This is a genomic window from Streptococcus sp. Marseille-Q4154, assembly GCF_916700545.1.
GTDB classification, from domain to species: Bacteria; Bacillota; Bacilli; order Lactobacillales; family Streptococcaceae; genus Streptococcus; species Streptococcus infantis_I.
The window spans coordinates 1-26,278 of the sequence record NZ_CAKAKN010000003.1; the positions used below are offsets into that span (position 1 = coordinate 1).

22 protein-coding genes and 4 tRNA genes are annotated in these 26,278 nt (G+C 34.1%); 8 read left to right on the forward strand and 18 right to left on the reverse strand.

Translation table 11 applies throughout. The annotated features are described in order from the left end of the window. Nucleotides 1-54: 54 nt before the first annotated feature. The 16 genes from LG369_RS07540 to LG369_RS07610 form a co-directional block, all read right to left on the reverse strand. Nucleotides 55-126 (reverse strand) — tRNA-Glu (locus LG369_RS07540). 164 nt (nucleotides 127-290) lie between these two features. Beyond that, nucleotides 291-2,249 (reverse strand): ATP-dependent zinc metalloprotease FtsH, encoded by a 1,959-nt coding sequence (ftsH, locus tag LG369_RS07545; RefSeq protein WP_070677781.1) that lies wholly within the window; start codon nucleotides 2,247-2,249, stop codon nucleotides 291-293. Nucleotides 2,250-2,265: 16 nt separating this feature from the next. After that, nucleotides 2,266-2,808 (reverse strand): hypoxanthine phosphoribosyltransferase, encoded by a 543-nt coding sequence (hpt, locus tag LG369_RS07550; RefSeq protein WP_004250918.1) that lies wholly within the window; start codon nucleotides 2,806-2,808, stop codon nucleotides 2,266-2,268. A gap of 4 nt (nucleotides 2,809-2,812) precedes the next feature. Continuing rightward, a complete protein-coding gene (gene tilS / locus LG369_RS07555) occupies nucleotides 2,813-4,090 on the reverse strand; it encodes a tRNA lysidine(34) synthetase TilS (protein ID WP_004250920.1) in 1,278 nt (425 codons plus the stop codon). Continuing rightward, nucleotides 4,087-5,355: a serine hydrolase gene (locus LG369_RS07560; protein ID WP_004250922.1), complete on the reverse strand. Its 1,269-nt coding sequence runs from the start codon at nucleotides 5,353-5,355 to the stop codon at nucleotides 4,087-4,089. The genes tilS and LG369_RS07560 overlap by 4 nt, the downstream gene beginning before the upstream one ends. Then, nucleotides 5,348-5,470, reverse strand: coding sequence for an SP_0009 family protein (locus LG369_RS08510; RefSeq protein WP_004250924.1), 123 nt, complete (start codon nucleotides 5,468-5,470; stop codon nucleotides 5,348-5,350). Before LG369_RS08510 ends, LG369_RS07560 begins: the two co-directional genes overlap by 8 nt. Before the next feature lie 6 nt (nucleotides 5,471-5,476). After that, nucleotides 5,477-5,845 carry a septum formation initiator family protein gene (locus LG369_RS07565; RefSeq protein WP_004250925.1) on the reverse strand — a complete coding sequence of 123 codons (369 nt, stop codon included), beginning with the start codon at nucleotides 5,843-5,845 and terminating at the stop codon, nucleotides 5,477-5,479. Continuing rightward, entirely contained in the window at nucleotides 5,838-6,104 is a 267-nt protein-coding gene (locus LG369_RS07570; protein ID WP_004250926.1) for an RNA-binding S4 domain-containing protein, read from the reverse strand. The genes LG369_RS07565 and LG369_RS07570 overlap by 8 nt, the downstream gene beginning before the upstream one ends. A 65-nt stretch (nucleotides 6,105-6,169) precedes the next feature. Further along, the gene (gene mfd, locus LG369_RS07575; protein WP_029747255.1) at nucleotides 6,170-9,673 is read right to left on the reverse strand and encodes a transcription-repair coupling factor; all 3,504 of its coding nucleotides are present in this window, start codon (nucleotides 9,671-9,673) and stop codon (nucleotides 6,170-6,172) included. Continuing rightward, complete coding sequence (gene pth / locus LG369_RS07580) at nucleotides 9,666-10,235, reverse strand: aminoacyl-tRNA hydrolase (protein ID WP_070677787.1); 570 nt, start codon at nucleotides 10,233-10,235, stop codon at nucleotides 9,666-9,668. Before pth ends, mfd begins: the two co-directional genes overlap by 8 nt. A gap of 72 nt (nucleotides 10,236-10,307) precedes the next feature. After that, nucleotides 10,308-11,423: a redox-regulated ATPase YchF gene (gene ychF, locus LG369_RS07585; protein ID WP_074324764.1), complete on the reverse strand. Its 1,116-nt coding sequence runs from the start codon at nucleotides 11,421-11,423 to the stop codon at nucleotides 10,308-10,310. A gap of 84 nt (nucleotides 11,424-11,507) precedes the next feature. Then, nucleotides 11,508-11,702 (reverse strand): DUF951 domain-containing protein, encoded by a 195-nt coding sequence (locus LG369_RS07590; protein ID WP_004250933.1) that lies wholly within the window; start codon nucleotides 11,700-11,702, stop codon nucleotides 11,508-11,510. 66 nt (nucleotides 11,703-11,768) lie between these two features. Then, on the reverse strand, nucleotides 11,769-12,905 hold the full coding sequence (dnaN, locus tag LG369_RS07595; RefSeq protein WP_225750757.1) for a DNA polymerase III subunit beta: 1,137 nt from the start codon (nucleotides 12,903-12,905) through the stop codon (nucleotides 11,769-11,771). Nucleotides 12,906-13,063: 158 nt separating this feature from the next. Continuing rightward, nucleotides 13,064-14,422, reverse strand: a complete 1,359-nt coding sequence (gene dnaA, locus LG369_RS07600; RefSeq protein WP_225750758.1) for a chromosomal replication initiator protein DnaA — start codon at nucleotides 14,420-14,422, stop codon at nucleotides 13,064-13,066. 212 nt (nucleotides 14,423-14,634) lie between these two features. Then, nucleotides 14,635-15,396: a ParB/RepB/Spo0J family partition protein gene (locus LG369_RS07605; RefSeq protein ID WP_070677793.1), complete on the reverse strand. Its 762-nt coding sequence runs from the start codon at nucleotides 15,394-15,396 to the stop codon at nucleotides 14,635-14,637. Nucleotides 15,397-15,455: 59 nt separating this feature from the next. Beyond that, nucleotides 15,456-16,637, reverse strand: coding sequence for a S1C family serine protease (locus LG369_RS07610; RefSeq protein WP_070677794.1), 1,182 nt, complete (start codon nucleotides 16,635-16,637; stop codon nucleotides 15,456-15,458). A gap of 183 nt (nucleotides 16,638-16,820) precedes the next feature. Here LG369_RS07610 and rlmH point away from each other — a divergent pair, with 183 nt between their 5' ends. The 6 genes from rlmH to LG369_RS07640 all read left to right on the forward strand — a co-directional run bounded on the left by rlmH (nucleotide 16,821) and on the right by LG369_RS07640 (nucleotide 19,854). Further along, the gene (rlmH, locus tag LG369_RS07615) at nucleotides 16,821-17,300 is read left to right on the forward strand and encodes a 23S rRNA (pseudouridine(1915)-N(3))-methyltransferase RlmH (RefSeq protein ID WP_070677796.1); all 480 of its coding nucleotides are present in this window, start codon (nucleotides 16,821-16,823) and stop codon (nucleotides 17,298-17,300) included. Between the two features lie 41 nt (nucleotides 17,301-17,341). After that, a tRNA-Arg gene (locus tag LG369_RS07620) sits at nucleotides 17,342-17,415 on the forward strand. Between the two features lie 168 nt (nucleotides 17,416-17,583). After that, on the forward strand, nucleotides 17,584-18,903 hold the full coding sequence (gene comD / locus LG369_RS07625) for a competence system sensor histidine kinase ComD (protein WP_070677798.1): 1,320 nt from the start codon (nucleotides 17,584-17,586) through the stop codon (nucleotides 18,901-18,903). Continuing rightward, nucleotides 18,900-19,652 (forward strand): competence system response regulator transcription factor ComE, encoded by a 753-nt coding sequence (comE, locus tag LG369_RS07630; protein ID WP_004250949.1) that lies wholly within the window; start codon nucleotides 18,900-18,902, stop codon nucleotides 19,650-19,652. Before comD ends, comE begins: the two co-directional genes overlap by 4 nt. A gap of 51 nt (nucleotides 19,653-19,703) precedes the next feature. Beyond that, nucleotides 19,704-19,775, forward strand: a tRNA-Glu gene (locus tag LG369_RS07635). Nucleotides 19,776-19,780: 5 nt separating this feature from the next. Next, nucleotides 19,781-19,854 (forward strand) — tRNA-Asn (locus tag LG369_RS07640). Between the two features lie 39 nt (nucleotides 19,855-19,893). Here LG369_RS07640 and LG369_RS07645 read toward each other — a convergent pair. Beyond that, nucleotides 19,894-20,436 carry a TetR/AcrR family transcriptional regulator gene (locus tag LG369_RS07645; RefSeq protein WP_070677800.1) on the reverse strand — a complete coding sequence of 181 codons (543 nt, stop codon included), beginning with the start codon at nucleotides 20,434-20,436 and terminating at the stop codon, nucleotides 19,894-19,896. 128 nt (nucleotides 20,437-20,564) lie between these two features. Between LG369_RS07645 and LG369_RS07650 the strand changes: the two genes are divergently transcribed. After that, nucleotides 20,565-23,219: a YhgE/Pip domain-containing protein gene (locus tag LG369_RS07650; protein WP_225750759.1), complete on the forward strand. Its 2,655-nt coding sequence runs from the start codon at nucleotides 20,565-20,567 to the stop codon at nucleotides 23,217-23,219. Nucleotides 23,220-23,307: 88 nt separating this feature from the next. Here the strand turns inward: LG369_RS07650 and LG369_RS07655 are convergent, their stop codons facing one another. Further along, the gene (locus tag LG369_RS07655; RefSeq protein ID WP_004250954.1) at nucleotides 23,308-24,930 is read right to left on the reverse strand and encodes an ATP-binding cassette domain-containing protein; all 1,623 of its coding nucleotides are present in this window, start codon (nucleotides 24,928-24,930) and stop codon (nucleotides 23,308-23,310) included. A 207-nt stretch (nucleotides 24,931-25,137) separates the two neighbouring features. Here LG369_RS07655 and trpS point away from each other — a divergent pair, with 207 nt between their 5' ends. Next, a complete protein-coding gene (gene trpS / locus LG369_RS07660) occupies nucleotides 25,138-26,163 on the forward strand; it encodes a tryptophan--tRNA ligase (protein ID WP_004250956.1) in 1,026 nt (341 codons plus the stop codon). The last annotated feature ends 115 nt before the right edge of the window (nucleotides 26,164-26,278 follow it).

Sequence of the window (26,278 nt, forward strand, 5' to 3'; positions counted from 1 at the left end):
AACAGGTTTTTTTAACTTTTTTAAATCCTATTTCCATCAACCGCGATACACCCATAGTCCGTACGGGATTCGAACCCGTGTTACCGCCGTGAAAAGGCGGTGTCTTAACCCCTTGACCAACGGACCTTGAGCTTTTTCAACTCTTTCTATTATACCTACTTTTAGATTCTTGTCAACTAGTTTGATTTGTTTTTTCTGAAATTTTTTTACTGGTTTTCATAGATTAGTTTTTATAAATAAGAAAGAGAGGATATAATAGTATCCTCTCTTGTATCTTGTCTACTAATATTTTAGTTTTCTTCAGCCATTTTTGATTTGACTTCATCATATGATAGGGCACGTGATTCCTCTTCTACTGATTCAGGCATTTTCCCTGTTTCGTAAAGAGATTTGATTTGTGTACTATCCAATGTTTCATATTTCAATAAGGCTTCTGCAATTAATTTATGCGTTTCACGATTTGATTGAATAATTTCAGCTGCTTTATTACGTGCTTCATTCAACAATGCTCGAACTTCTTCATCAATTTCATATGCAGTACGTTCTGAAATAGATTTTTGTGGAGTTTGAGCACCAAACATAGCATGATTACCTTCGTATTGAACAGGTCCGAGTTTTTCACTCATACCATACTCTGTAACCATTGCACGCGCCATTTGTGTAGCTTGCTCAAAGTCGTTTGATGCACCTGTTGTTTGGACATTAAAGATGATTTCTTCAGCAACACGTCCACCCATCAAACCAGCTAATTGTTCTTTCATATCTTCTTTAGATAGCAACATTTGATCTTCTTTTGGAAGAGCAATCATGTAACCACCTGCACGACCACGTGGAACAATTGTTACCTTATGAACGACACGCGCATTTGATAAGACTAACCCTACGATAGTGTGCCCGGCTTCGTGATAAGCAACCATTTCACGTTCTTTTTGAGAAACAGTTTTATCTTTCTTAGAAGGCCCTGCAATAACGCGGTCTTCTGCCTCATCAATATCAGAAGCATCAATGACTGATTTGTTACGACGGGCAGCAACTAATGCCGCTTCGTTCAATACATTTTCTAAATCAGCACCAACAAAACCTGGAGTTTGTTGTGCTACTAACTTCAAATCCACATCTTCTGCTAGAGGTTTATTTCTAGCATGGACTTTCAGAATTGCTTCGCGTCCTTTAACATCTGGACGACCAACCAATACTTTTCTGTCAAAACGACCTGGACGAAGAAGGGCTGGATCTAGAACATCTGAACGGTTCGTTGCCGCAATGACAATTATCCCTTCATTTCCTTCAAAACCATCCATTTCAATCAAGAGTTGGTTCAAGGTTTGTTCACGTTCATCATTACCTCCACCAAGACCGACACCACGTTGGCGACCAACGGCATCAATTTCATCGATGAAGATAATAGCTGGCGCTGCTTTTTTAGCGTCCTCAAAGAGTGAACGTACACGGCTGGCACCGACACCAACGAACATTTCTACGAAGTCAGAACCTGAAATACTAAAGAACGGTACTCCAGCTTCTCCTGCTACTGCTTTAGCAAGTAATGTTTTACCAGTTCCCGGAGGTCCCTCTAAGAGAACACCAGCTGGGATACGAGCACCTAATTTTGTAAAGCGTTTTGGATCTTTCAAGAATTCAACAACTTCAACAAGTTCTTGTTTTTCTTCTTCAGCTCCTGCTACATCTGAAAAGCGTACTTTGATATCTTCCTTATTAGCAGCCTTAGCTTTACTGCGTCCAAAACTCATCGGATTGCGTCCGCTGTTTCCTCCCATATTTCCCATCATAGAAAATAGGAAGAAGAATAAAATAGCAAATGGCACTACCGAAACTAGGATGTTAATCCACATACCACTTGAGCTTTCGTGCTTGACTTCAACTTGTGTTTGGTGTTCACCAGCTAGTTTTTGCAAATCTGCTACAGTAGTATCCGATGGAAGAATAATACTTGTAAATTTTTCTACTTTTGTTGCAGAAGGTGTGAAAAACTGAATACCTGTTTCCGGTTTTTCTGTTTTAGCAGTTTTATAGACACCAGACACTTCAATAATACTACCACTTGGTTGATAGGTTATTTCTTTTACATTGTCATTAGTGATTTCCTGCACCAATTCTGAGTATTTAATTTGTTGACTGTGCCCGGCAACTCTCCCAGCGAAAAAGTACTGGAATCCCGTTACTAGCAAGAAAATCATCAACAAATAAAGAAATGGATTTTTTATAAAACCATTATTTTGTTTTTGCATTCAACAACTTACCCTTCTATTTTGAGTAAACTTCCTCTTTCAATACGCCTACATAAGGAAGGTTACGATAATTTTCATTATAGTCTAAACCATAGCCTACAACGAATTCATTTGGAATTGTAAAACATGTATAATCTGCTTCAATTTCTACAGTACGTCCTTCTGGTTTATCCAGCATAGTAACAATCTTAACAGACGCTGCTTCTCTAGCAGTAAACATATCTCTCAAACTTTTTAATGTTTGTCCAGTATCAATAATATCTTCTACAAAGACAATGTGTCTACCTTTAACATCTTGAGTGACATCTTGTTTGATATTAATGACACCACTACTTACAGTTCCACCATGATAACTAGAAACCATCATAAAATCCATTTCAAGGTGAGTGTCGATATATTTGACTAATTCTGCCATAAAAGGAATAGATCCTTTTAAAATTCCAACTAAAATCGGATTTTTCCCTTCATAATCTTTTGTCAATTGAGCACCTAACTTCTTAGCTGCTTCTGTAATTTCATCTTGCGAAATCATAATTTTCTTGATGTCTTGTTCTAACATGATTTTACCTATCTATTTTTTCTATATAAAGTACAGTGTTCATTATATCATTTTTCGTTTTTATACTCAAATCACTGAGTTCAATTCCTAAAATTGAACAAATCTTTCCGAATTGCTCAACAATAATCGCATTTTTTCGTTTTTCTGCAGGAATTTTTAAATCAATAAAAAGTCGCCTTACTTTTTTTTGATGACCATTTATTATCAAATAATCACCTGGCTGTCGATGCCGCAAAATCAATGATGTTTCACGGGAAACATTTATTTGTTGAACATTTTCACCTTTTAGAGGAATTCCAAATGAAAATAGAAAACCTTCATAATAAACTTGATTTTGATAGTTTAACACACACTCACTACTTTTTTCATCAGACTTTGGTCTGATTTTACCAATTTGAAAGTGCTGGTATTCTTTTATAAGTTCATAACCATTTTTTATATTATGGCGATATTGACTCTTAGTTTTTAAAATATGATGAATTTCTTGAAATTGTTCTCTTGTTACATTTAAATCAGCAAAACGACTAAGGTATTGTTGTAGTAAAACTCCTTGCGTTGCTTCACTAAAAGATAAAAACTGAGTTAAATCTTCTACATCAACTGCTTGAGATAATTCAGCCAGAGCAATTTGATAGTCAGAAACTTCTTTTCCAAACTCTAAAATTGCTTTTTTTACCTGAACATTTTCTTTTTCTAACTGTGGCAGATAGAGGTTGCGAATACGATTGCGAAGATAGTGATTTTCTTTATTCGTTGAATCTTCAAAATGCTCAATTTCAGGAAAATCCTTCTTATAAAAAGACAACAAAGGACGAATCAACTCTCCCTTATCAAACATTTGTCTTTCTTTAATAGCTGATAAATGGTGTAGTCTAACACCTCTAATCAATCGCATAAAGATCGTCTCAACTTGATCATCTGCATGATGAGCTGTTACAAGAGCTGTAGATGAAGTTTTCTCCATCACTTCTCTAAAGAATTCATAGCGAAATTGACGAGCATTCGCTTCTGAAAAATCTCCAGTAAAACAAGCTACATAAATTGGAACTCCAGCTTGTTCAGCTAATTTTCTTAATTCATTTTCTTCATTATCTGACTCTGGTCGTTGTTTATGATTTACATGAGCTAAAAACAATTCAATACCAAGTTCTTTTTGATAGGTCAAAAGAAGTTGAAAAAGAAACATCGAATCCAATCCACCAGACAAGGCCAGCACAACTCTTGAATGTCCTTCAAAGTAACCTTTTTCTAGAAAATGATTTAAAAAATCGCGGTCTCTCATTTTAGGACCTCGTAGACATCCTTAGCAATTTTAGAAATAGTATCGTAATCAGAATTTTTGGTAAAGATTGAAACAACGAAAGGAGAATCTGTATAGACTATTCCCACATCGTGTTTAAATTCATCTGCATCCCCAATTTTATGGGCTACCTTAGCAGAAATATTCTTAGCAATCCGCTGATTATCAAAAGATGTTTGTGAAAGAGATTCTAAAACAAAACCATTCTGATTATAAATAGATTCCATAACTTGACCAGCCATTTTAGCTGAAGCCATCTTATCTGTCACATCCCATTCTTCACCTGCGATAGTAGCCATTTCTTTTTTAAAGGCTTCATCTGATTTATTCGTAATATAATAAGCGAGAATATTATGAGCTACATTGTCAGATTCTTTTGCAGTTTTTGTGATTAAATCTTTGATTGTGTATTCTTTATTGTCCGCTGTTTTAGGGAGACTTCCGCTTCCTTCCGGTTTATAAGAACCAGGGAAATCATTAACTTCGGAAACATACTTCAATTTCGTGTCAAGTTGGTAATCACCTTGATTGATTTTTTCCTGAACAGAATAAAGATAAGGTAATTTCATAACACTAGCAGCATACATTTTCTGATTTTCATTAATGCCAGCTTCCTTACCTGTACTCAATTGTTTAATATAAATAGAGAACTGTTCATTTTGATAATTTGCAGATAGCAACTCTTGTACTTTCTGAATACGATTATCATCATCGGAAATATAATCCGTCGAAATCCAGCCCGTTTGCTTGATATGTATGAATTCACGACCTTCAGCAAAAATAGACATATCTGCTTCAACTTCTTGATAAGGCGCTAAAGTAGACTTTAATTCTTGTTGATCATAAGGACTATTATAAACGACAAATCCCGGTTCTAGCCATACTCGTTTAGAAAAATCGTTTACGATGGAACTATCGTATAAAAGTCGTTTATCAGCCATTACAAATTGATTATTTGACAATTTAAAGACAGGTTGTCCTTGTTTATTTAATCGCCATTCTAAAACAGATAATTTTGTTTCTGCATTTACTTTACCCGATTCATTAATCAGGTCTTCTGTAGAATAAACTGGCGTCTCACCATAAAATTTTGGAGATTCTATAGTATCTTGATAATAAAAATGATACGGAGTATGAGTTAAAGAATAAACTTCTTGTTTTGGAATGATAACTGGATTCTCAGTGCTTACTACTTGAACGCTTTTTAGGAAAATAGGAAGTAGTAATATCACTAAAAATTTACGCATTCTTTTTCCCCTCTTCTTCTTGTAGCCGTAACAGATGATTCTTTTGAGCTAACTCATCTAATTTTTCATCTGACTGACTTAAAAATTTTTCGATAATATCTAATAAATTTTCCATTTCGCATTACCTAGGAAGTAAGTCCGGAATTGTATAAACTTCCTCCCATGTTTTTGAATAATAATATTTTGCACGGGAATATTTAGCCGCATAGGATTCATCTTTTAGCTTAGTTGCTAAACTAGCTTCTTTATCCTTTTCATCGCTCAAGTCCTGATATTGTTTTTTCAAATCAGCTAGTTGCTGGCGACGTGTTAGTAATTGTTGGTAACTTTGTGCTAAATTGTAAGTTGGTAAGATGAATAGCAACATAATCAAAATCAAAACCCAACCCATAAAACGATTACGTTTTTGACGTTCTTCCATCATGTATTTACGTCGTTGGTGTTCATTTTGAATAAATGAATTATTCATTTGGACTATTTTTTTATACATCGTCTTCTACCCTTGTTTCACTGATAATTTCATACATTCCAGCTGCATCTTCTTTTTTTGTGCTATCTTTCATTTCGAGCACCTTTACAAGCAACAATTTATTTCCAAAACGAATTTCAACCTGATCATTGATTTTTAAATCAGTTGAACTTTTAGCAAGGATACCATTAACCTTGATTCGCCCTTTATCTGCAACTTCCTTAGCTACCGTACGGCGTTTAATAATTCGTGATACTTTTAAATATTTATCTAATCTCATCTTATAATACCTCAAATTATTATTGTACCATTTTTATCCCTTTTATAGAAGAAAAAAGGTAAGCCCTAATGTGACTCTTTTAAGTCTTTTATCTTCGCTAACGATTCTCCAAAGGTTAAGAGTCCTTCTAAAATCTCATAGTCTTTTTTATTTCGAATATCAAAAACAACTTCGATTAAACCTTGATTTTCAGAAATATTAGCCTTCAAATTTGTCTGAGAAAGAGCCTGGAAATAATCTTGTGTTAAAAATAGTTGTTGGGATATCTTTTCAAATTGAATGACAAGCTTATTATTTCTTCTTTCAACACGATTGACAAAAACTTTATCAAGATAAGCTTTAGCTAATCCAATTTCTAAGAGGTAAGCAACTACATCTGGATACTCTCCAAATCGGTCTATCAACTCATCTTGTAATTCTTCGTAATTGACACGGTTGTCAATTTGACGAATTCTCTTGTAAATCTCAATTTTATGTCGTTCATCCGAAATATACTCATCTGGAAGATAGGCATCAATTTGTAGAATTAACTCAGCATTTCCTTTTTCACGTTTCTTATCAGTTCCATTCTTCTTAGCAATTGCTTCTTCCAGTAATTGAGAATAGAGTTCAAAACCAACAGAATCGATAAAACCTGACTGCGAACTTCCTAAAAGATTACCCGCTCCACGAATGGATAAATCACGCATGGCAATTTTGAAACCAGAACCCAATTCAGTGAAACCTTTAATTGCCTCCAATCTCTTCTCAGAAACTTCTGTCAATGATTTATCTGGTCTATACATAAGATAGGCATAAGCAATACGATTACTACGACCAACCCGACCTCTTAATTGATACAAGGTTGACAATCCCATATGATCCGCATTTTCGATAAACAAGGTATTGGCATTTGGAATGTCTACCCCTGTTTCAATGATTGTTGTTGTTACTAAAATATCATATTCACCTTCAATAAAGTCAAGTAGTGTATTCTCCAAACGAATTTCACTCATTTGACCATGAACAAAACCAATAGAAGCTTCTGGAATCAGTTCTTGTAACTCTGAAACCTTCTTTTCAATCGTGTCAACTTTATTGTAAAGATAGTAAACCTGACCACCACGATCAATTTCTCTCAATACAGCATCTCGAATGACACGATCATTCTGTTCAAGGACATAGGTTTGTACAGGATATCGATTGGTTGGGGGAGTTTCGATGACAGATAAATCTCGAATACCTAGCATAGACATATGTAGAGTTCGAGGAATTGGTGTAGCTGTCAAAGTTAAGACATCAACCTTCTTTTTTAATTCCTTCAAAGCTTCCTTATGTTTGACACCAAAACGTTGTTCTTCATCGATGATGATTAATCCTAAATCAGCAAATTCAACATCTTTAGACAAAACTCGATGGGTTCCTATCAGGATATCAACTTGGCCTTTTTTCAATTTTTCAAGTGTTTCAGTCTGCTCTTTTTTACTTCTAAAACGACTCAAAACATCTACATTGACAGCAAATTGCTCAAATCTTTCCTTAAAATTACTATAATGTTGCTGAGCCAAAACTGTAGTAGGTACTAAAACAACAACCTGTTTATGATTGTTGACAGCCTTAAAAGCAGCTCGCATGGCCACCTCAGTCTTACCAAAACCAACATCTCCAACTAAAAGTCTATCCATTGGTTGAGAAGCCTGCATATCTTTCTTAATTTCTTCGATACTTCGAAGTTGATCTTCAGTTTCAACATAAGGAAAAGCCTCATCAAAAGCAACTTGATCTTCATCATCTTTTGAAAATGCAAAACCTTCAAGTTGACTCCTCTCTGCATATAACTTAATTAAGTCATCTGCAATGTCTTCAACTTGATTTTTAACTTTTTGCTTAGCTTTTTTAAAACGTCCATCGTTTAATTTGTTTAACTTTGGAGCCTTACCGTCACTTGAAACATACTTAGATAAGGTTTGGATTTGTTCTACAGGGATAGAAATTCGATCTCCATTTTGATATTGGATACTTACATAATCTCGGTGAATCCCTTTGAGTTCAATCGTTTCTATTCCTAAATATTGACCAATCCCATGAATTTGATGAACAACATAATCTCCTTTTTGGAGTTCACTATAATCCTTTAATCTTTCAGCATTACTGATATTTTGTCTTCTGTATTTGCGTTTAATTTTCTTTTTGAAAATTTCATATTCAGTGATGAATACAAGATTCTCATCCACAAAATGAAAACCATGACGAAGGTTTCCTTCAACAAGATTGACAGTTCCTTTACAGATTTCACTTTGATTACTATTGTCAACTTTAATGCTATATTCATCAAGAATCGTTGACAGTTTTTTTAGTTCTGTTTGGCTACTTGATTGAAGAACAATCGTATATTTTAATTTTTTATAGCGTTCAATTTCTTCTTTCAGAAAAGAAAACTGATTGAAGAATTCTTGCATTGGATATTGATTAAATTGATAAAGATGATCAAATTTTAGATTTCCAAGTCCCTTTTGAAAATTAGAAAAGAAGCTAGCTGGTAAATATTTTTTAAACTGACTTTCTACGTCAGCAAAATATTGTAAACTTGATACAGCTTTACTGTTGTGTAAATCCTCTGTAAAGTAGCTAGCTGTTTCCTTATCAAAAATATCATACTGATTCATAATTTTTTGAAAATCATCAAAGATAATAGGCACTTGGTTCAAGTAGTCAATCAAGGTCCACTGTTTTTTATAAAAAACAGACAAAAATTTACGAATATCAGCATGAAGAACTTGCTCTTTCGCACAACTAAAAACTTCTTCTAAGTACGACTTTAATGTAGGTGAAATAGTTTTATCCATCTCATGTTCTAAGAATTGTTGACCACGATGATAATCTTCAGTAGCTAGTAAAATATCACTAGCTGGGTAGATTGAGACTTGAGATTGACTATCTTTTGATAATTGTGTATCTGCGTCGAATTCTCTAATCCCATCTATTTCATCACCAAAAAATTCTATTCGGTAAGGAGATAGTTGTGAAGTTTCAAAGATATCTAAAATATCCCCTCGAAGACTAAATTCACCTTGACTTTGAACTTGAGTAACTTTTTTATAACCAAGTGAAATCAATTGACTTTTTAATTCTCTTTGTTCACACTCTTCGCCAACTTCAAGTTTTAACACACTGTTATCAAAGACTTGAGGATCTGGTAAGAATAAACGGCTAGCTGCCATGTTACAAACTAGTATTCCTTTTTGAGATTTATCTCTTAGAAAACGCAAGGCTTCAACTCTTGAAAAAATCTTTTCTTGAGACGATACTAAAAATTCTACCATTGGTGAATCATCTACTAAAAATGGATAAACCATATCAGTACCCAGGATAGAAATTAAATCATTTACTAGACGATCAGCTTCTCCATAAGTAGATGTCATTACTATAATCTTGTTCTGATTTTTAACACTACTTGCAATAGCTAAAGACTTTGCTGAACCAGAGAGACCTAGTAGTAATTCCCTCTGCTTGAGAGATAAATGTTCACTCCATAATTGTATCTGCTTGTTCTCTAAAAAGAATTCGATTAATGACATTCCCTTACCCATTGTATTTCTGCATTATTTTTTCAAAGTTTTTCTCTTGTAAATAACAATTTACAGCATCGTCAACCTTGTCAATAGACTGTAAAATACCTATATAGTCATCCTTGTCAAATTTACTCAAAACGTGGTGAACAACAGACATTCCTTTTTTAGGTCTACCGATACCAATCTTTACACGATTGAAAACCTGTGTACCAATATGTTGGATAATTGACTTGATACCATTATGACCGCCAGCTGATCCTTTAGCGCGAAGTCGAATTTTTCCTACTTCCATGTCAAGATCATCGTAAATAATCAGTAAATCTTCGATATCTAAACCATAGTAGGTTAATAAAGCATGAACTGCTTTCCCACTTTCATTCATAAAAGTAGTGGGTTTTACCAGATAAATTTTTTCACCATTAAGGAAAAATGAAGCTAATTCAGCTTGGAATATTTTATCGTGTGTAAAAGATACATTCTGTTTTTTTGCTAGTTGGTCAATCAACATAAAACCAACATTATGCTTTGTCTCAAAATATTTATCCCCTGGATTTCCCAATCCTACAAGTAATTTTGTCATTTAAATTTCCTTTCAAAAGCTAAAAGGGTTGGAATTTTTTTCCAACCTAATTGACACTATTAAAAATGTTGATTATACGTTAAAGCGGAATTCCATAATATCGCCATCTTGAACGACATATTCTTTTCCTTCTTCACGCAAGCGTCCAGCTTCTTTTACCGCCTTTTCAGAGCCGTATTTAATCAAATCATCATAAGACATAGTCACTGCACGAATAAAGCCTTTTTCGAAGTCAGAGTGGATAATTCCAGCAGCTTGAGGAGCTTTCATGCCACGTTTAAAGGTCCAAGCACGAACTTCTTTTTCACCAGCTGTGAAGTAAGTTCCAAGTCCTAATAGATGGTAAGCTGCACGAGTCAACTTGTCCACACCTGATTCTGTCAAACCAATGGCTTCAAGAAACTCTTTTTTATCTTCATCGTCTAACTCAGAAATTTCTTCTTCAGCACGCGCTGAAATGACTACTACCTCTGCATTTTCTGTTGCTGCGAATTCACGAATTTTCTTCACATAATCAATAGAGTCTGGGTCTCCAACAACATCCTCATCCACATTTGCTACATAAAGAACTGGTTTCGTAGTTAAGAGGAAAAGACCTTTAACAACCTTTTGCTCTTCATCTGTAAATTCAATGGTACGTGCTGACTTACCGTCTTCAAGGACAGGTTTAATCTTTTGGAGAACGTTAAATTCTGCAACTGATTCCTTATCTTTTTGCGTACGTGCCATCTTTTCCACACGCGTATAGCGTTTATTAACAGATTCTAAGTCAGCAAGAATCAATTCTAGGTTAATGGTATCAATATCTGCTAATGGATCTACAAAAGCATCTTCACGACCTTGCTCACGCATGACATTCTCATCATCAAAGGCACGAACTACATGGACAATGGCATCAACTTCACGTATATTGGCCAAGAATTTATTTCCAAGACCTTCTCCTTTTGATGCACCTTTTACAATCCCTGCAATATCTGTAAATTCAAAGGTTGTTGGAACTGTCTTCTTAGGAGTAATCATTTCAGTCAATTTTTGTAGACGTTCATCTGGAACTTCTACCATCCCAACGTTTGGGTCAATAGTTGCAAATGGATAGTTTGCAGCCTCTGCTCCTGCTTTTGTAATTGCATTAAATAGGGTTGATTTACCAACGTTTGGCAAACCCACGATACCTGCTGTTAAAGCCATAATTTCTCATTCTCCGTTCACATTTCAATCTTCAATATTATAACACAAAAAGGGAAAACTTGCTAACCCTCTAACTACTTGCATTTAGTCGATAATTTTACTCATTTTTCTTTCAAAATCATAGCGACTCATCATGACAACATGATCACAATTACTGCATTTTATTTTGATATCTGCACCTAAACGTGTAATTTCCCAACGATTGGCTTTTTTACCTGTAGACTTGATTGTACAAGCGTGTGGTTTTTTCATTTCAACAAAATTTCCAACTTGATACATACTACTCTCCTTTTCATATTTCTGATTATATCATAAAAGAGGTGAGCTAGGCTCAACCTCTTTAACTTAATTTGTACGAACTGGTGTAATCAGCTGCATGAAATCTTCATCTGTATCAGCTGGTACCAAGGTAAATGGACGAACTGCTGAAATGAAACTGATTGTTACCTTTTCACTATTCAAGGCTTTTAGTGCTTCAATCAAGTAAGTTGGGTTAAAGCTAATAGTTAAATCTTCACCAGATACAGCAATTGTATCGATTTCTTCGTTTACTTTACCAACTTCTGGAGAATTTACATGAGCTGTAACTACTCCTTGTTTGATTTCTAATTTTACAGTTCCATTTTGAGTAGCACTTGATAAAAGACGTGCACGTTCCATAGATTGACGTAGATTCACAACATCAAAAGTTACTGTCGTATTAAAATCTGTTGGAATCAGACGATCTGTATCAGGATAATTACCTTCTAAGAGACGTGTATAGAAGCTAATATTTTCGCTTCTAAAGAGAATTTGGTTGTTTGCGAAGAAAATCTCTACTGTTTCGATATCGTCCGTAAAAACAGCTGAAAATTCGCGTAGAGAGCGACTTGGGATAACAACATCAAAATTATCACTATTTTTTTCAAGAGTTAATTTTTTCTGGCTGAGACGATGTGAGTCTGTTGCTACTGTTTTTAATTCTTGATGATTACTTAGGACAAAGTGTACACCAGTCAAGATTGGACGGCTTTCTTGTACACTAGCAGCAAAAGCAGTTTCATTGATAATTTTCTTAAGAAGTTTTGTTTCAAGAACTAGAGGATTACTTGCTGAAATTTCCTGAATACGTGGATACTGTTCGCTGTCTTTTCCTTTCAGAGTAATTTCTGATTTTCCACTTGTTAGTACAATTTGATGTTGTTCAATTTCTTTAAAATCAAGAGTCACATCTGGAAGACTAGAAACAACATTGATAAAGAAAGAAGCTTCTAAAAGAATTGATCCTAAAGAGTTAATCAAAAGACCTGCATTTTCATCTTTTTGAGAAATGAAATTCTCAATTGAAATTTGACCATTTGATCCAATTAATGTAATTCCTTCGTTAGTCACATCAATTTTAATAGTTGATAAAACAGGAATAGCATTTTTTGAATTAATAGCACGTTTTGTAATATTTAATGATTGCAGGAATAAATTTTTATTAATAGAAAAATGAATCATGGAATCTCCTTTATTTATTTTTATTATTAGAAGGTTAATAGTAATAGTAGGCTGTGTGAAATCTGTGGAAAACCAAGTTTAGTTTAGAAAAATCAAGAAGTTATACTTGTTTAAAATTTGTTAATAAATCAGTAAAATTTTAAAGACTTATCCACAAGTTATTTAATTTTCTTTTTGATGGTTTCGATTTCTATACGTAATTTATCATCAGTTTCAATCATAGATTTGATTTTTGCATGAGCATGAATGACGGTTGTATGATCTTTACCACCAAATTCTTTTCCGATTTTTGGAAGACTGTTATCAGTTAATTCTCTAGCTAGGTACATAGCAACTTGGCGAGCTAGAACAATACTCTGAACACGTCTAGTTCCCTTCATCTCCTTAACGCTCACATCATAAAATTTTCCGACTTCCTCTTGGATTTTTTCAATCGGAATGACGATCATGGTGCTGACGCTTTGTTTTCTAGCACGTATAGCCTCAGATGCAATATCCACAGTTATAGTGTTGATTTGTTTAACTTTAGCCATGAGACTAATATCTTTGAGCGCACCTTCTAATTCACGTACATTTGAATCAAACTGGCCAGCCAAATATTCGATTGTGTCAGGTTGAAAATGATAATCTAAATCCTCTGTTTTACTATTTAGGATAGCGATACGAGTTTCAAAATCAGGTGGAGTAATATCCGTTGTTAATCCCCATGAGAAGCGCGTGACAAGTCGTTCAGGTAGATTTTCTAGTTGTTCTGGCCTACGGTCACTCGTTAAAACGATCTGTTTATTATTACTATGAAGGTTATTAAATGTGTTGAAAAACTCTTCCTGAGTTTGCACTTTATTTCCACTGAGAGATTGAATATCATCAATAAGAAGGAGATCTATACTTCGATAGGTTTTTTTAAAATTATCCATATCATTGAGTCTTAGATGATCTAAAAATTCATTAATAAAGCTTTCAGCAGGAATATATTTTACACGCGTATTAGGATTTTTTTTGAGAATTTCGTTCCCCAAAGCATTGAGCAAGTGAGTTTTTCCTAAACCGGGTCCACCATATATAAACAGAGGATTATAAGTTAATCCAGGATCTTCAGAGACAGCTAAAGCAGCAGACTTAGCCCAAATATTTCCATCACCTTGGATAAAATTATCAAAAGTATAGATGTCTCTTAATCCTGTTTCTGAATAGGGTATAGATTTTTTAATTTCTTCCTGTTGATGATTACTGTTTTCAACATTGCTTGCTATATCGGAGGTATTAGAATCTTCTTTAGTCAATACATATTGAGCTTTTATTTCAGTATCATAGATTTGAAAACCGACAGCTACAATAATATCATTGAGTTTTGTACTCCAAACCATTTCCATTTCAGATCTGGGCAAAAATATGGTAGCTACATTTCCCTCAACCTTTATTAATTCAGCAGGTGTTGCGTAGAAATCAAACATTGATCGAGTCAATCTCTCTTTAGCTAATTCTAAAATCTGATTCCAAAATTGTTTTTCTTTCAACAACAAACTCCTCCTTTTCTAAATGGTGTAATCTTAAACACTATTTTATCACATAGAAAGCAATTTTTCCACAACTTGTGAAAAACAATCCACAATGTTTAAAAGATTTATCCACAACTTGTGGATAAAAGGTTTAGATTTTGATTTAATAGACTTTTTCTATACTAATCCAGTGGATAAGTATGTGAGTTTAGAAAAATAAAATAACAGCCTTATTTCAGGCTGTTAATAAAACGTTGGTATTCTTCTTGATTATGAAAAGAGATAGTTATTTTTCCTGCCTCTTTTTTTTGAAGGACGATTTGGACATCTAATCCCAACAATTTTTTCAAATTTTCTTCTTCTTCTTTGATAAAGTGATCTTTTTCTTTGGTTTTCTTCTTATTTTTTTCTTCTTTAAGTAGATGTTCCACCTGCCGAACTGATAAATCCTCTTTCTGAATGCGATTGAGTAAATTTTTTTGTTCTTTCAAAGGTAGTTGGATTAGAAGTCTAGCATGTGCTTGAGACAATTTTCCAGTTTCTACTTCTTTTAAAATAAAATCAGGGAGCGTTAGCAATCGAACAAGATTAGTGATATAAGGGCGTGATTTCCCCATTTTTTCAGCAATGTCTGCATGAGTATATCCTTTATCAATTAAAGATTGATAAGCTTTTGCTTCTTCAATCGGATTTAAGTCTTCTCGTTGTAAATTTTCAATGATTGAGTGAACCATCATATCCTGATCAGATAATTTTTTGATGATTACAGGAATTTCTGATAGCCCAGCTGCTATCGATGCCCGATACCGTCTTTCTCCAGCTAGGATTTCATATCCGATAACTGGAGATTGACGGACAATAATGGGTTGAATTAAACCATTTTCTTTAATAGATTGGGCAAGTTCTTGAATTTTTTCTTTTGAGAATTCTTTACGAGGTTGATAGGGATTTTTTTGAATATCACTGATACGAATTAGTTTGAGTTCTTCCATATTTCTACAGTATCATATCTTTAATATTCTGTAAAGTAGGTTTACAAATATGTAAACTATTAATTTAAATCACTTGTACTCTTATCTAGTTTGATTGTAGTTTTTTCTTCTTTACCATTACGGTAATAAGTTACAGTCATTTCATCACCAATAGAGTGACTGTAAAGTGCATTTTGTAATTCAGTAGTAGAAGAAATTTTAGTATCATCTATTTTTGTGATAACATCATATTGTTGTAAATGTCCATTTGCAGGCATGTTCTTTTGAACAGAACGAACAGCTACACCAGAAGTAACGTTGTTAGGAAGTTTTAATTTTTGAAGGTCAGCTGTGCTGAGGTTTGTTAAGTTAACCATGTGGATACCAAGCGCTGGTCGAGTTACTTTTCCATCTTTTTCTAATTGTTTAATAATATTAATAACATCATTTGCAGGAATAGCAAAACCAAGGCCTTCTACAGATGTTCCACCATTTGAGGCAATTTTACTTGATGTAATACCGATAACTTCTCCCTGAATGTTAATCAAAGGACCTCCAGAGTTACCAGGGTTAATAGCTGTGTCTGTTTGGATGGCATTTGTTGAAATGGCTTGACCATCTTCAGCTTTCAAAGAAACATGTCTGTTCAAGCTTGATACAATCCCTTGAGTAACTGTATTTGCATATTCTGAACCTAAAGGACTACCGATTGCGATAGCCGTTTCTCCAACAGCTAATTGACTTGAATCACCAAACTCAGCAACTGTAGAAACTTTTTCTGAAGATATTTTTACTACTGCAATATCAGAATAGGTATCAGAACCAACAATTTCACCTGGGACTTTTGTTCCATCAGTCAAACGAACGTCAACTTTTTTAGCGCCATTAATAACGTGAGTATTAGTAACTAAATAGGCAGATTCACCTTCTTTTTTATAAATAACACCAGAACCTTCACTGTTAATTTGTTCAGTGTTTGAATCTGTATCAGTATCATCAGTTCCAACAAAACCACCTTGAGAGTTTTCTGAATAAGTGATAATCGATACAACTGCATCTTTAACTTTATCTACAGCCTGTGTGGTAGAATTTTCATTTTTCGAAGCAGTCTGAGTGACTGCTGCACTATTTTGTTCTCCACCTCCTTGCTTTTGGTTGAACTGAAGAACAGCCAAACTTCCTAATAGACCACTAAAAAAGCTAATAAGAATAACTAGTAAAAGTTGTCCAATTGTTTTTGAAAACTTGTTTAAGTTTTTCATAGAATCCTCCATATTTGATTAATTAGTGAAAGTATAAGATTATTAACTTAATTCTAACTTAAAAAACTTAAGTTTTCAACAATCTGTGGATAATTGTTGAAAATTTGTGAATTTATTGTGTTTTTCACCTTTTTCATTTGTGAATAAGATGTGAATAGAACACGATTATGGTAAAATAGAAGCATGAAAATTAAACTTGTAACAGTTGGAAAACTAAAAGAAAAGTATCTCAAAGATGGAATTGCAGAATATTCTAAAAGAATATCACGATTTGCTGCCGTAGAAATGATCGAATTAGCTGATGAAAAGACTCCCGATCGTGCTAGTGATTCTGAAAATGAAAAAATCTTGGATTTAGAGGGAAATCGAATCCTTTCCAAAATTGGGGATAGAGAATTTGTTGTCGTTTTAGCTATTGAAGGGAAAACCTTGTCTTCTGAAGAATTCAGTAAACAGTTAGAACAAGCATCTATTAATGGTTTTTCAACCTTAACCTTTGTTATCGGTGGGAGTTTAGGACTCTCTCCTCAAGTAAAAAAGCGTGCGAATCTATCCCTTAGTTTTGGTCGTTTAACTCTTCCTCACCAATTAATGCGTCTAGTTCTTGTAGAACAGATATATCGAGCCTTTACCATCCAACAAGGTTCTCCCTATCATAAATAGGATTGACTATTTTCGATTATTTTGATAAGATAAACTAGTTAGGTCTCATAGCTCAGCTGGATAGAGCATTCGCCTTCTAAGCGAACGGTCGCAGGTTCGAATCCTGCTGGGATCATATACTAGATTTAACGCTGGGGAAACCCAGCGTTTTTTGTAAAAATTGACAGTTCAGGTACAAAAATGTGCAGTTGAGAATGATCACTTATAATATAAATCACATTTTGTATAATAGATTGGTAAGTTCATTTATAAGAAAAAAGAGAAAACATTATAGGGAGATATAATGGATTTATTGAAAATACTCATAGTTATTCTTCATATTCTTATTCTAACAAATAGCTATGAACTCATTTGTAAGGCAACAAAAAAAGAAAGATATCTGTTTATTTCTTGGGTATTTATATTACAGTTTATAGTTGAAGTTTTATTCTATTTTATTTATCTAGATGGATTTGGAATGGAAAAAATTTCATTTACCTGTATTATATTTTTTTATTTAATAGGGTTAAAAAAGTTTGATAAATACAAAGCTATTTTTATCAGTCTGCTATTGTCTTTATTATATCATAGCACTCATACTTTTTTATCCGTAACCATATCCTCTGTTACAGGTGATTCTTTTGTAACCAAATATGAAGATTTGTTTTTTGTAGTAGTTTTATTGCTGACTTATTTTGTAATAAAAAAAATTATTTTTTATTTTCACTTGGAGCTCAATTATTTTGATAAAGATTACCTCTATTCATTTTTTAAAAAGGTCATCTTTGCTTTCTTTGCTTTACAAATCCTATTATTCATTTCAGATATAGTAAGTAATTATGTGCATTTTAATAGTTTTGGTAGTATTTTAGCAACAATTGTCTTTATTTGTTTATTACTAATCTTCTTTGCAATGAATGCCAAGAAGGTCCAAGTTGAAAGAGAAATTGCTCTAAATCAGAAAAAATTTGAACAAGAACATTTACAGACTTACACAGATGAAATTGTGGCTTTGTATAATGAAATCCGTGGTTTTCGTCATGATTATGCAGGGATGCTTGTCAGTATGCAAATGGCAATTGACAGTAAAGATTTACAGGAAATTGACAGAATTTACAATCAAGTTCTAGTCAAAGCTAATCAAAAATTACGTTCAGATAAGTATACATACTTTGATTTAAACAATATAGAAGATTCAGCTTTACGAAGTTTAATTGCTCAATCTATTGTATATGCAAGAAATAAGGACGTAGAGTTTACACTAGAAGTAAAGGATATTATCACAAGGTTGTCAATTGATTTACTTGATCTTGTGCGTATTATGAGCGTTTTATTGAACAATGCTGTCGAAGGTGCTGCAGAAAGTTACTTGAAACAAATGGAGGTTGCAGTGATTAAGATGGATTTAGAAACAGTTATCGTGATTCAAAATTCGTGTAAATATACTATGACGCCTTCAGAAGACTTGTTTGAACTAGGTTTTTCTACTAAAGGTAGAAATAGAGGAATTGGTCTTAATAATGTCAAAGATATTTTGGATAAGTATGAAAATATCATTTTAGAGACAGAGATGGAAGATAGTAAGTTTAGACAGATTATTAGATTTAAGAGAGAGTTTGAATGAAAGTATTAATTTTAGAAGATGTTATTCAACATCAAGTCAGATTAGAAAGAACCTTGGATGAAATTTCAAAGGAATTAAATATTCCTATTTCTTATAAAACAACAGGTAAAGAACGAGAATTTAAGGAATATATCGAAAATGATGAAGTAAACCAGCTTTATTTTCTAGATATTGATATTCATGGTGTTGAGAAAAAAGGATTTGAGGTAGCACAGTTTATTCGTCGCCACAATCCCTATGCAATTATCGTATTTATTACTAGTAGATCAGAATTTGCTACCTTAACTTACAAATATCAAGTATCAGCCTTGGATTTTGTTGATAAAGATATCAATGATGAATTATTTAAAAAACGTATCGAACAGAGTATCTTATATACCAAAAGTATGCTGCTTGAAAATAAAGATGTTGTGGATTATTTTGACTATAATTACAAGGGAAATGATTTAAAAATTCCCTACCATGATATTTTATATATTGAAACAACAGGAGTATCTCATAAATTAAGGATTATTGGTAAGAATTTTGCCAAAGAATTTTATGGTACTATGGCGGATATTCAAGAAAAAGATAAAGATACTCAAAGATTTTATTCTGCTCATAAATCATTTCTTGTCAATGTAGGAAATATTAGGGAAATTGATCGAAAAAATTTAGAAGTGGTTTTTTATGAGGATCATCGTTGTCCAATTACCCGTCTAAAGGTACGGAAATTAAGAGATATTCTGGAGAAAAAATCTAAAAAGTGATTGACAATTAGTAAGAAATTGATATAATGGTTATATCTGCTACAGATAGATGGTCCGTTGGTCAAGGGGTTAAGACACCGCCTTTTCACGGCGGTAACACGGGTTCGAATCCCGTACGGACTATATTATCCGCCATAGCTCAGTTGGTAGTAGCGCATGACTGTTAATCATGATGTCGTAGGTTCGAGTCCTACTGGCGGAGTTAAACAAAAAGAACACCATTGGTGTTCTTTTTTTGTCTCTAATTTGCATCTCCCAACATTTTCATAAGAAAGTTTGTCATTTCTTGTGGACTTTCTTTTTTTCCATGAGCAATCCAGGTTTGGCATACACCAAATAGTGCGTTTGTTAGATAAATACTGCTATACTCTAACTCAATATTGTTTAAATTTAATTGCATAAAGCGTTTTTGGAGGTCAGTGCTAAGCATAATGTGAAGTTTATTTCTCAGGAAGTTTTGTATCTCTTTTGTACCATTTTCAGATAGAAGAGCAGCTAGTAAAGGTTCAGACTCTAAGTATTCAAACACTTCTAGAATAGCATCTCTTTTATGATTTGCGTGTTTTTGGAAAATATACTCAAAGGTATGAAAAAGCTTACTTTGGTAATGTTCAATCATATCATACTTATCTTTGTAATGAGTATAAAAACTAGAACGACTAATTCCGGCTTTTTCTGCCAGCTTAATAGTGCTAATTTGATCAAATGGTTGTCCCGTTAATAATTGAACCATGGCGTTCTCAATAGTACGTTTGGTTTTTAAGCGTTTGTTGCTCTCTTTCATAGTTCCTCCTTGTGAACAAAAATAGACTTAGTGTCTAAAAATGATAATTTTGACTTGTAAATAAGAATTTTTAATGTATAATCTATTATATCAAAATTTTAGACAATATGTGTAAAAAAGGAGACAATATGTTTAAAGAATGGAAAGCAATTTTTAAAAAACCAACCTTTATCATTGTAATGATAGGGATTTCTCTTATTCCTGCTTTATACAACATCATATTTTTATCATCTATGTGGGATCCATATGGCCAATTATCTGAGTTGCCTGTAGCGGTCGTTAATAATGATAAAGAAGCATCTTATAATGGAAACACAATGACTATTGGAAAAGACATGGTGTCCAATTTAGAGCAAAATAAATCATTAGATTTTCATTTTGTCAGTGAAGAAGAAGGTAAGAAGGGTCTAGAAGACGGTGATTACTATATGGTAGTAACTTTACCAAGTGACTTATCTGAAAAGGCTGCTTCTATTCTATCAGATCACCCAGAACAAATGAATATTAACTATCAAACTTCTAGCGGGCATAGTTTCATTGCAAGTAAGATGAGTGATTCTGCCATGACACAGTTAAAACAAAATGTTTCTGCTAATGTAACCGAAACCTATACGAAAGCTTTATTTCAAAAGATGGGAGATTTAAAATCTGGTTTAACGAAGGCAGCTGATGGAAGTGAACAATTGGCCAATGGGGCTAGTCAGTTAGCTGTAGGAAGTCAGACATTGTCTTCTAATCTTGACACTTTAGCTAGTTCAAGTTTAACCTTTTCTGATGGCACAAATCAATTTACAAAAGGGTTGACAACGTATGTAACAGGAGTAAAGCAACTGAATAGTGGCTTAGGTACATTTAATGATGGTTTACAGAACTATACAAGTGCAGTTTCACAGGTTGACACTGGACTCAATCAATTATCTTCCAAGACTCCAGAATTAGTAGCAGGTGTCAATCAGCTAAATACTGGAATGAAGTCATATGCAGGAGGAGTTTCGCAACTGAATACAGGTCTCAATCAATTTTCAGTTGGTGTCAATGCTTACACAAGCGGTGTTGACAAGCTATCTATTGGGGCAAATCAATTATCTAGTCAATCAGACACATTGAGAGACGGTATTACCCAATTAAATAAAGGAATTAAAGAAATTTCGACTCAATTGAATATTTCATCTCAACAAAAAGAGGAAATCACTCAATTAGCAACTAGTTTAGATGAATTGAATAAAGCACTTCAAGCTGTAACTATTTCAGATAATACTGAACTTAAAAGTACAATATCTAATGATTTAGCGAATATATCTACTCTTGCTCAAACTATTGTGACTAATAGTCAAACAGAGCAAGAGAAAACTCTTACCAATCTTCAAGCAACAGCAACTTATCAATCTCTTACTGATACTCAGAAACAAGAACTGACTGCAGCTGTTTCAAATAATTCTAACTCTACGATAGAGTCAGCAAAAGCAATTTTAACGACGGTAGGAGATCTAAAAGAAAATTTGGGAAGTGTAAACCAACCAGTCTCTAATCTTTCTACTTTACAGACTAAAGCAAATCAAGTATTAACTGTGGCGTCTAGTTCCTTGACATCTATGTCAAGTGGATTTACACAGTTGCAAAATGCTTTAGATAATCAGTTAGTTCCTGGAAGTCAATCGATTGAAAATGGAGTTAATGATTATACTAAAGGGTTGGATACTATTTCTTTAGGTGTAAACCAACTAAGTGAAAAGAATAAAACTTTAACAACAAGTTTGGATCAATTGGTTTCTGGATCAAGTAAGTTGACAGAAAACTCTTCAACCTTGACAACTGGTTTGGATTCGCTAGCTGGGAAAACTCCAGAACTAGTAACAGGTATCGAAAAACTCTCATCTGGTTCTAGCCAATTAAATAGTAAGAGTTCAGACTTAATTGCAGGACTTGATAAAATACAGCTAGGTTCTAGTCAATTAACAGACAAATCAAATCAATTGCTTTCAGCTAGCTCTCAGTTAGGAAGTGGAGCAGTGAAAATTGCTGATGGCGCTGGAAAACTAGCAGATGGTGGAACAACTTTAACTGCTGGTATTGAAAGTTTACAAGTAGGAGCTACTGGACTAGAACATGGATTGAACGCTGCTAGCAATCAACTAAAAATAGCATCAACAGAGTCTAGTAATGCAGAAGTATTATCTGAGCCCTTGAGTCTTTCAAAAACAGACAATGATCAGGTTCCTGTAAATGGGATTGCTATGGCTCCTTATATGATATCTGTGGCCCTCTTTGTTGCTGCGTTATCAACAAATATGATTTTTGCTAAGTTACCTTCAGGTCGTCATCCTGAAAGTCGTTGGGCTTGGGTTAAATCTCGTTTCGAAATAAATGTAGTTATAGCTGTTTTAGCAGCTGTCTTAGTCTATGGAGGAGTTCATCTTATCGGTCTAACGGCAAATCATGAAATGAGAACCTTGTTCTTAATCATCATCGCAAGTTTGACCTTTATGTCTATGGTAACCGCGTTAACGACATGGAATAGTCGCTTAGGTGCTTTCTTCTCTCTTATTTTACTATTATTACAATTAGCATCAAGTGCAGGAACTTATCCACTTGCTTTGACTAATGATTTCTTTAAGGCTGTCAATCCTTGGTTACCAATGAGTTATTCAGTTTCAGGATTGAGACAAACAATTTCTATGACAGGGAATGTTCATTATCAGGTAATTTTCCTTCTCGTAACTTTAATTCTATTCATAGGATTAGGTATGCTTGCTTATCAACCTAAAAAAATGGATGAAGATTAAAAAAGTTTCACGTGAAACAATGAATGATTTACAAGTAATTAATAAAAAAACTCAGTTGGTTAATTCAACTGAGTTTTTTAAGTTCTACCTAATCTTTCCAAAGTTCTTTGACTTTTGCTTGAACTTCAGCATTTTCTAAGAATTCATCATATGTTTCATCAATACGATCGATGACGCCGTTTTTAGATAGGACAATAATGTGGTTAGTCAAAGTTTGAATAAACTCATGGTCGTGACTGGCAAAGATGATGGACTCTTTAAAGTTTTTCAATCCATCGTTCAAGCTTGAGATAGATTCCAAGTCTAAGTGATTTGTAGGATCGTCAAGTACAAGAACGTTTGATTTTAAAAGCATGAGTTTTGAGAGCATCACGCGCACTTTTTCTCCCCCTGACAAGACGTTTACAGGTTTGTTAACCTCGTCTCCAGAGAAAAGCATACGGCCTAAGAAACCACGTAGGAAGGTGTTGTCATCTTCTTCTTTACTTGCGAATTGACGGAGCCAGTCAAGGATAGATTCACTGCCAGCAAAATCAGCTGAATTGTCTTTTGGCAAGTAAGAGCGACTAGTTGTAACTCCCCACTTGACAGTCCCTTCATAGTCAATTTCACCCATAATGGCACGAATCAAGGCAGTTGTTTGGATGTCGTTTTGTCCGATAAGAGCTGTCTTGTCACCTGGACGCAAGATGAAGCTGATGTTGTCAAGAATAGTTTCACCGTCAATCTTTACAGATAGATTTTCTACTGTTAAGAGGTCGTTCCCAATTTCACGTTCAGCTTTAAAGCTGATGAATGGATATTTACGACTAGAAGGAACAATTTCCTCTAGCTCAATCTTATCAAGCATTTTTTTACGTGAAGTTGCTTGTCTTGATTTAGAAGCATTAGCAGAGAAACGAGCAACGAATTCTTGAAGTTGTTTGATTTTTTCTTCTGCTTTAGCATTACGGTCTGCTAGTAATTTAGCAGCAAGCTCAGAAGATTCCTTCCAGAAGTCGTAGTTTCCGACATAGAGTTTGATTTTTCCAAAGTCAAGGTCAGCCATGTGAGTACAAACTTTATTTAAGAAGTGACGGTCGTGGGATACGACAATGACAGTATTATCAAAGTCGATTAGGAAATCCTCTAGCCAAGTGATGGATTGAATATCCAGACCATTGGTTGGCTCGTCCAAAAGAAGGACATCTGGTTTACCGAAGAGGGCTTTAGCAAGGAGAACCTTTACTTTGTCGCCATTTGCTAGTTCACTCATATTTTGGTAATGAAGTTCTTCTGGAATATTCAAATTTTGTAAGAGTTGTGAAGCTTCACTTTCTGCTTCCCAACCACCTAGTTCAGCGAATTCTCCTTCAAGTTCAGCTGCGCGAACACCATCTTCATCTGAAAAATCTTCTTTCATATAAATGGCGTCTTTTTCTTTCATGATGTTGTATAGTTTTTCATTACCCATGATAACAACATCAATAACACGCTCATCTTCGTAGTCAAAGTGATTTTGACGAAGTACTGAAAGACGTTCGTCTGGTCCAAGAGAGATATGCCCAGTTGTCGGTTCAATATCTCCAGCTAAGATTTTTAAAAAGGTTGATTTTCCAGCACCGTTGGCACCAATCAAACCATAGGTATTTCCTTCTGTAAATTTGATGTTTACATCATCAAAAAGTTTACGATCACTAAAACGTAGTGAAACATCAGATACTGTTAGCAAAGTTTTTCTCCTATTATATGTAATACTCTAATTCTACTAGAAAATCATCAATTATTCAAATTTTTATTTGTCAATTTTTTGTAAACAAAGTTGACAACCCCTTTACGATTGAAAGGGGTAACATCTCTATTGTTTCAATAAAAAAATTATCTGTCTTTTTATTAAAAAAATGCTATAATTGAAAGGACCATATCAAAGGAGAATAAGATGAGTAAACCCATTATTTTAACAGGAGATCGTCCAACGGGGAAATTACATATTGGGCACTACGTTGGTAGTTTGAAAAATCGTGTCTTACTACAAGAAGAAAATAAATATGACATGTTTGTTTTTTTAGCTGACCAGCAAGCACTAACAGACCATGCAAAAGATCCACAAACTATTGTAGAGTCTATTGGGAATGTTGCTTTGGACTATCTTGCAGTGGGATTAGATCCTAATAAAGCAACGATTTTCATTCAAAGCCAGATTCCAGAATTGGCAGAGCTCTCTATGTATTATATGAACCTAGTTTCATTAGCTCGCTTGGAACGAAATCCAACCGTAAAGACTGAAATTGCTCAAAAAGGCTTTGGTGAAAGTATTCCAACTGGATTTTTAGTTTATCCAGTTGCGCAAGCAGCAGATATTACAGCATTTAAGGCTAACTTGGTTCCAGTAGGGAATGATCAAAAGCCGATGATTGAACAAACACGTGAAATTGTGCGTTCTTTCAACCATGCCTATAACTGTGATGTTTTAGTAGAACCAGAAGGAATTTACCCTGAGCACGAAGGTGCGGGACGTTTACCAGGTCTTGATGGTAATGCCAAAATGTCGAAATCACTTAATAATGGAATTTACCTAGCTGATGATGCAGATACTTTGCGTAAAAAAGTAATGAGTATGTATACAGATCCAGACCATATTCGTGTTGAGGATCCAGGTAAGATTGAAGGAAATATGGTTTTCCATTACTTGGACGTATTCGGTCGACCTGAGGATGCTCAAGAAATTGCTGAAATGAAGGAACATTATCAACGTGGAGGCCTTGGTGATGTTAAGACCAAACGTTACCTACTTGAAATTCTAGAACGTGAACTTGGTCCAATCCGTGAACGTCGCCTAGAATATGCTAAAGATATGGGTGAGGTTTATAATATGCTCCAAAAAGGTAGTGAAAAAGCTCGAGAAGTTGCTGGGCAAACACTATCAGAAGTAAAAGCTGCAATGGGTCTAAATTACTTTCACTAATGGATAAAATATGAACTATAAAACTATTTCTTCTTTAAAATAAGAGGGATAGTTTTTTATTTGTTCTCTTATAAATTTAATTGACAAATTTTCATAGAATGGTATGATAGATACA

What these genes read in the sequence shown, in the direction of transcription:
- ftsH (WP_070677781.1), bottom strand. Translation starts at nt 2,249, where the DNA reads ATGCAAAAACAAAATAATGGTTTTATAAAAAATCCATTTCTTTATTTG.
- hpt (WP_004250918.1), bottom strand. Translation starts at nt 2,808, where the DNA reads ATGTTAGAACAAGACATCAAGAAAATTATGATTTCGCAAGATGAAATT.
- tilS (WP_004250920.1), bottom strand. Translation starts at nt 4,090, where the DNA reads ATGAGAGACCGCGATTTTTTAAATCATTTTCTAGAAAAAGGTTACTTT.
- LG369_RS07560 (WP_004250922.1), bottom strand. Translation starts at nt 5,355, where the DNA reads ATGCGTAAATTTTTAGTGATATTACTACTTCCTATTTTCCTAAAAAGC.
- LG369_RS08510 (WP_004250924.1), bottom strand. Translation starts at nt 5,470, where the DNA reads ATGGAAAATTTATTAGATATTATCGAAAAATTTTTAAGTCAGTCAGAT.
- LG369_RS07565 (WP_004250925.1), bottom strand. Translation starts at nt 5,845, where the DNA reads ATGTATAAAAAAATAGTCCAAATGAATAATTCATTTATTCAAAATGAA.
- LG369_RS07570 (WP_004250926.1), bottom strand. Translation starts at nt 6,104, where the DNA reads ATGAGATTAGATAAATATTTAAAAGTATCACGAATTATTAAACGCCGT.
- mfd (WP_029747255.1), bottom strand. Translation starts at nt 9,673, where the DNA reads ATGGGTAAGGGAATGTCATTAATCGAATTCTTTTTAGAGAACAAGCAG.
- pth (WP_070677787.1), bottom strand. Translation starts at nt 10,235, where the DNA reads ATGACAAAATTACTTGTAGGATTGGGAAATCCAGGGGATAAATATTTT.
- ychF (WP_074324764.1), bottom strand. Translation starts at nt 11,423, where the DNA reads ATGGCTTTAACAGCAGGTATCGTGGGTTTGCCAAACGTTGGTAAATCA.
- LG369_RS07590 (WP_004250933.1), bottom strand. Translation starts at nt 11,702, where the DNA reads ATGTATCAAGTTGGAAATTTTGTTGAAATGAAAAAACCACACGCTTGT.
- dnaN (WP_225750757.1), bottom strand. Translation starts at nt 12,905, where the DNA reads ATGATTCATTTTTCTATTAATAAAAATTTATTCCTGCAATCATTAAAT.
- LG369_RS07605 (WP_070677793.1), bottom strand. Translation starts at nt 15,396, where the DNA reads ATGGAAGAACTCAAACTAATTCGTATCAGTGATATTCAAAAAAATCCC.
- LG369_RS07610 (WP_070677794.1), bottom strand. Translation starts at nt 16,637, where the DNA reads ATGAAAAACTTAAACAAGTTTTCAAAAACAATTGGACAACTTTTACTA.
- rlmH (WP_070677796.1), top strand. Translation starts at nt 16,821, where the DNA reads ATGAAAATTAAACTTGTAACAGTTGGAAAACTAAAAGAAAAGTATCTC.
- comD (WP_070677798.1), top strand. Translation starts at nt 17,584, where the DNA reads ATGGATTTATTGAAAATACTCATAGTTATTCTTCATATTCTTATTCTA.
- comE (WP_004250949.1), top strand. Translation starts at nt 18,900, where the DNA reads ATGAAAGTATTAATTTTAGAAGATGTTATTCAACATCAAGTCAGATTA.
- LG369_RS07645 (WP_070677800.1), bottom strand. Translation starts at nt 20,436, where the DNA reads ATGAAAGAGAGCAACAAACGCTTAAAAACCAAACGTACTATTGAGAAC.
- LG369_RS07650 (WP_225750759.1), top strand. Translation starts at nt 20,565, where the DNA reads ATGTTTAAAGAATGGAAAGCAATTTTTAAAAAACCAACCTTTATCATT.
- trpS (WP_004250956.1), top strand. Translation starts at nt 25,138, where the DNA reads ATGAGTAAACCCATTATTTTAACAGGAGATCGTCCAACGGGGAAATTA.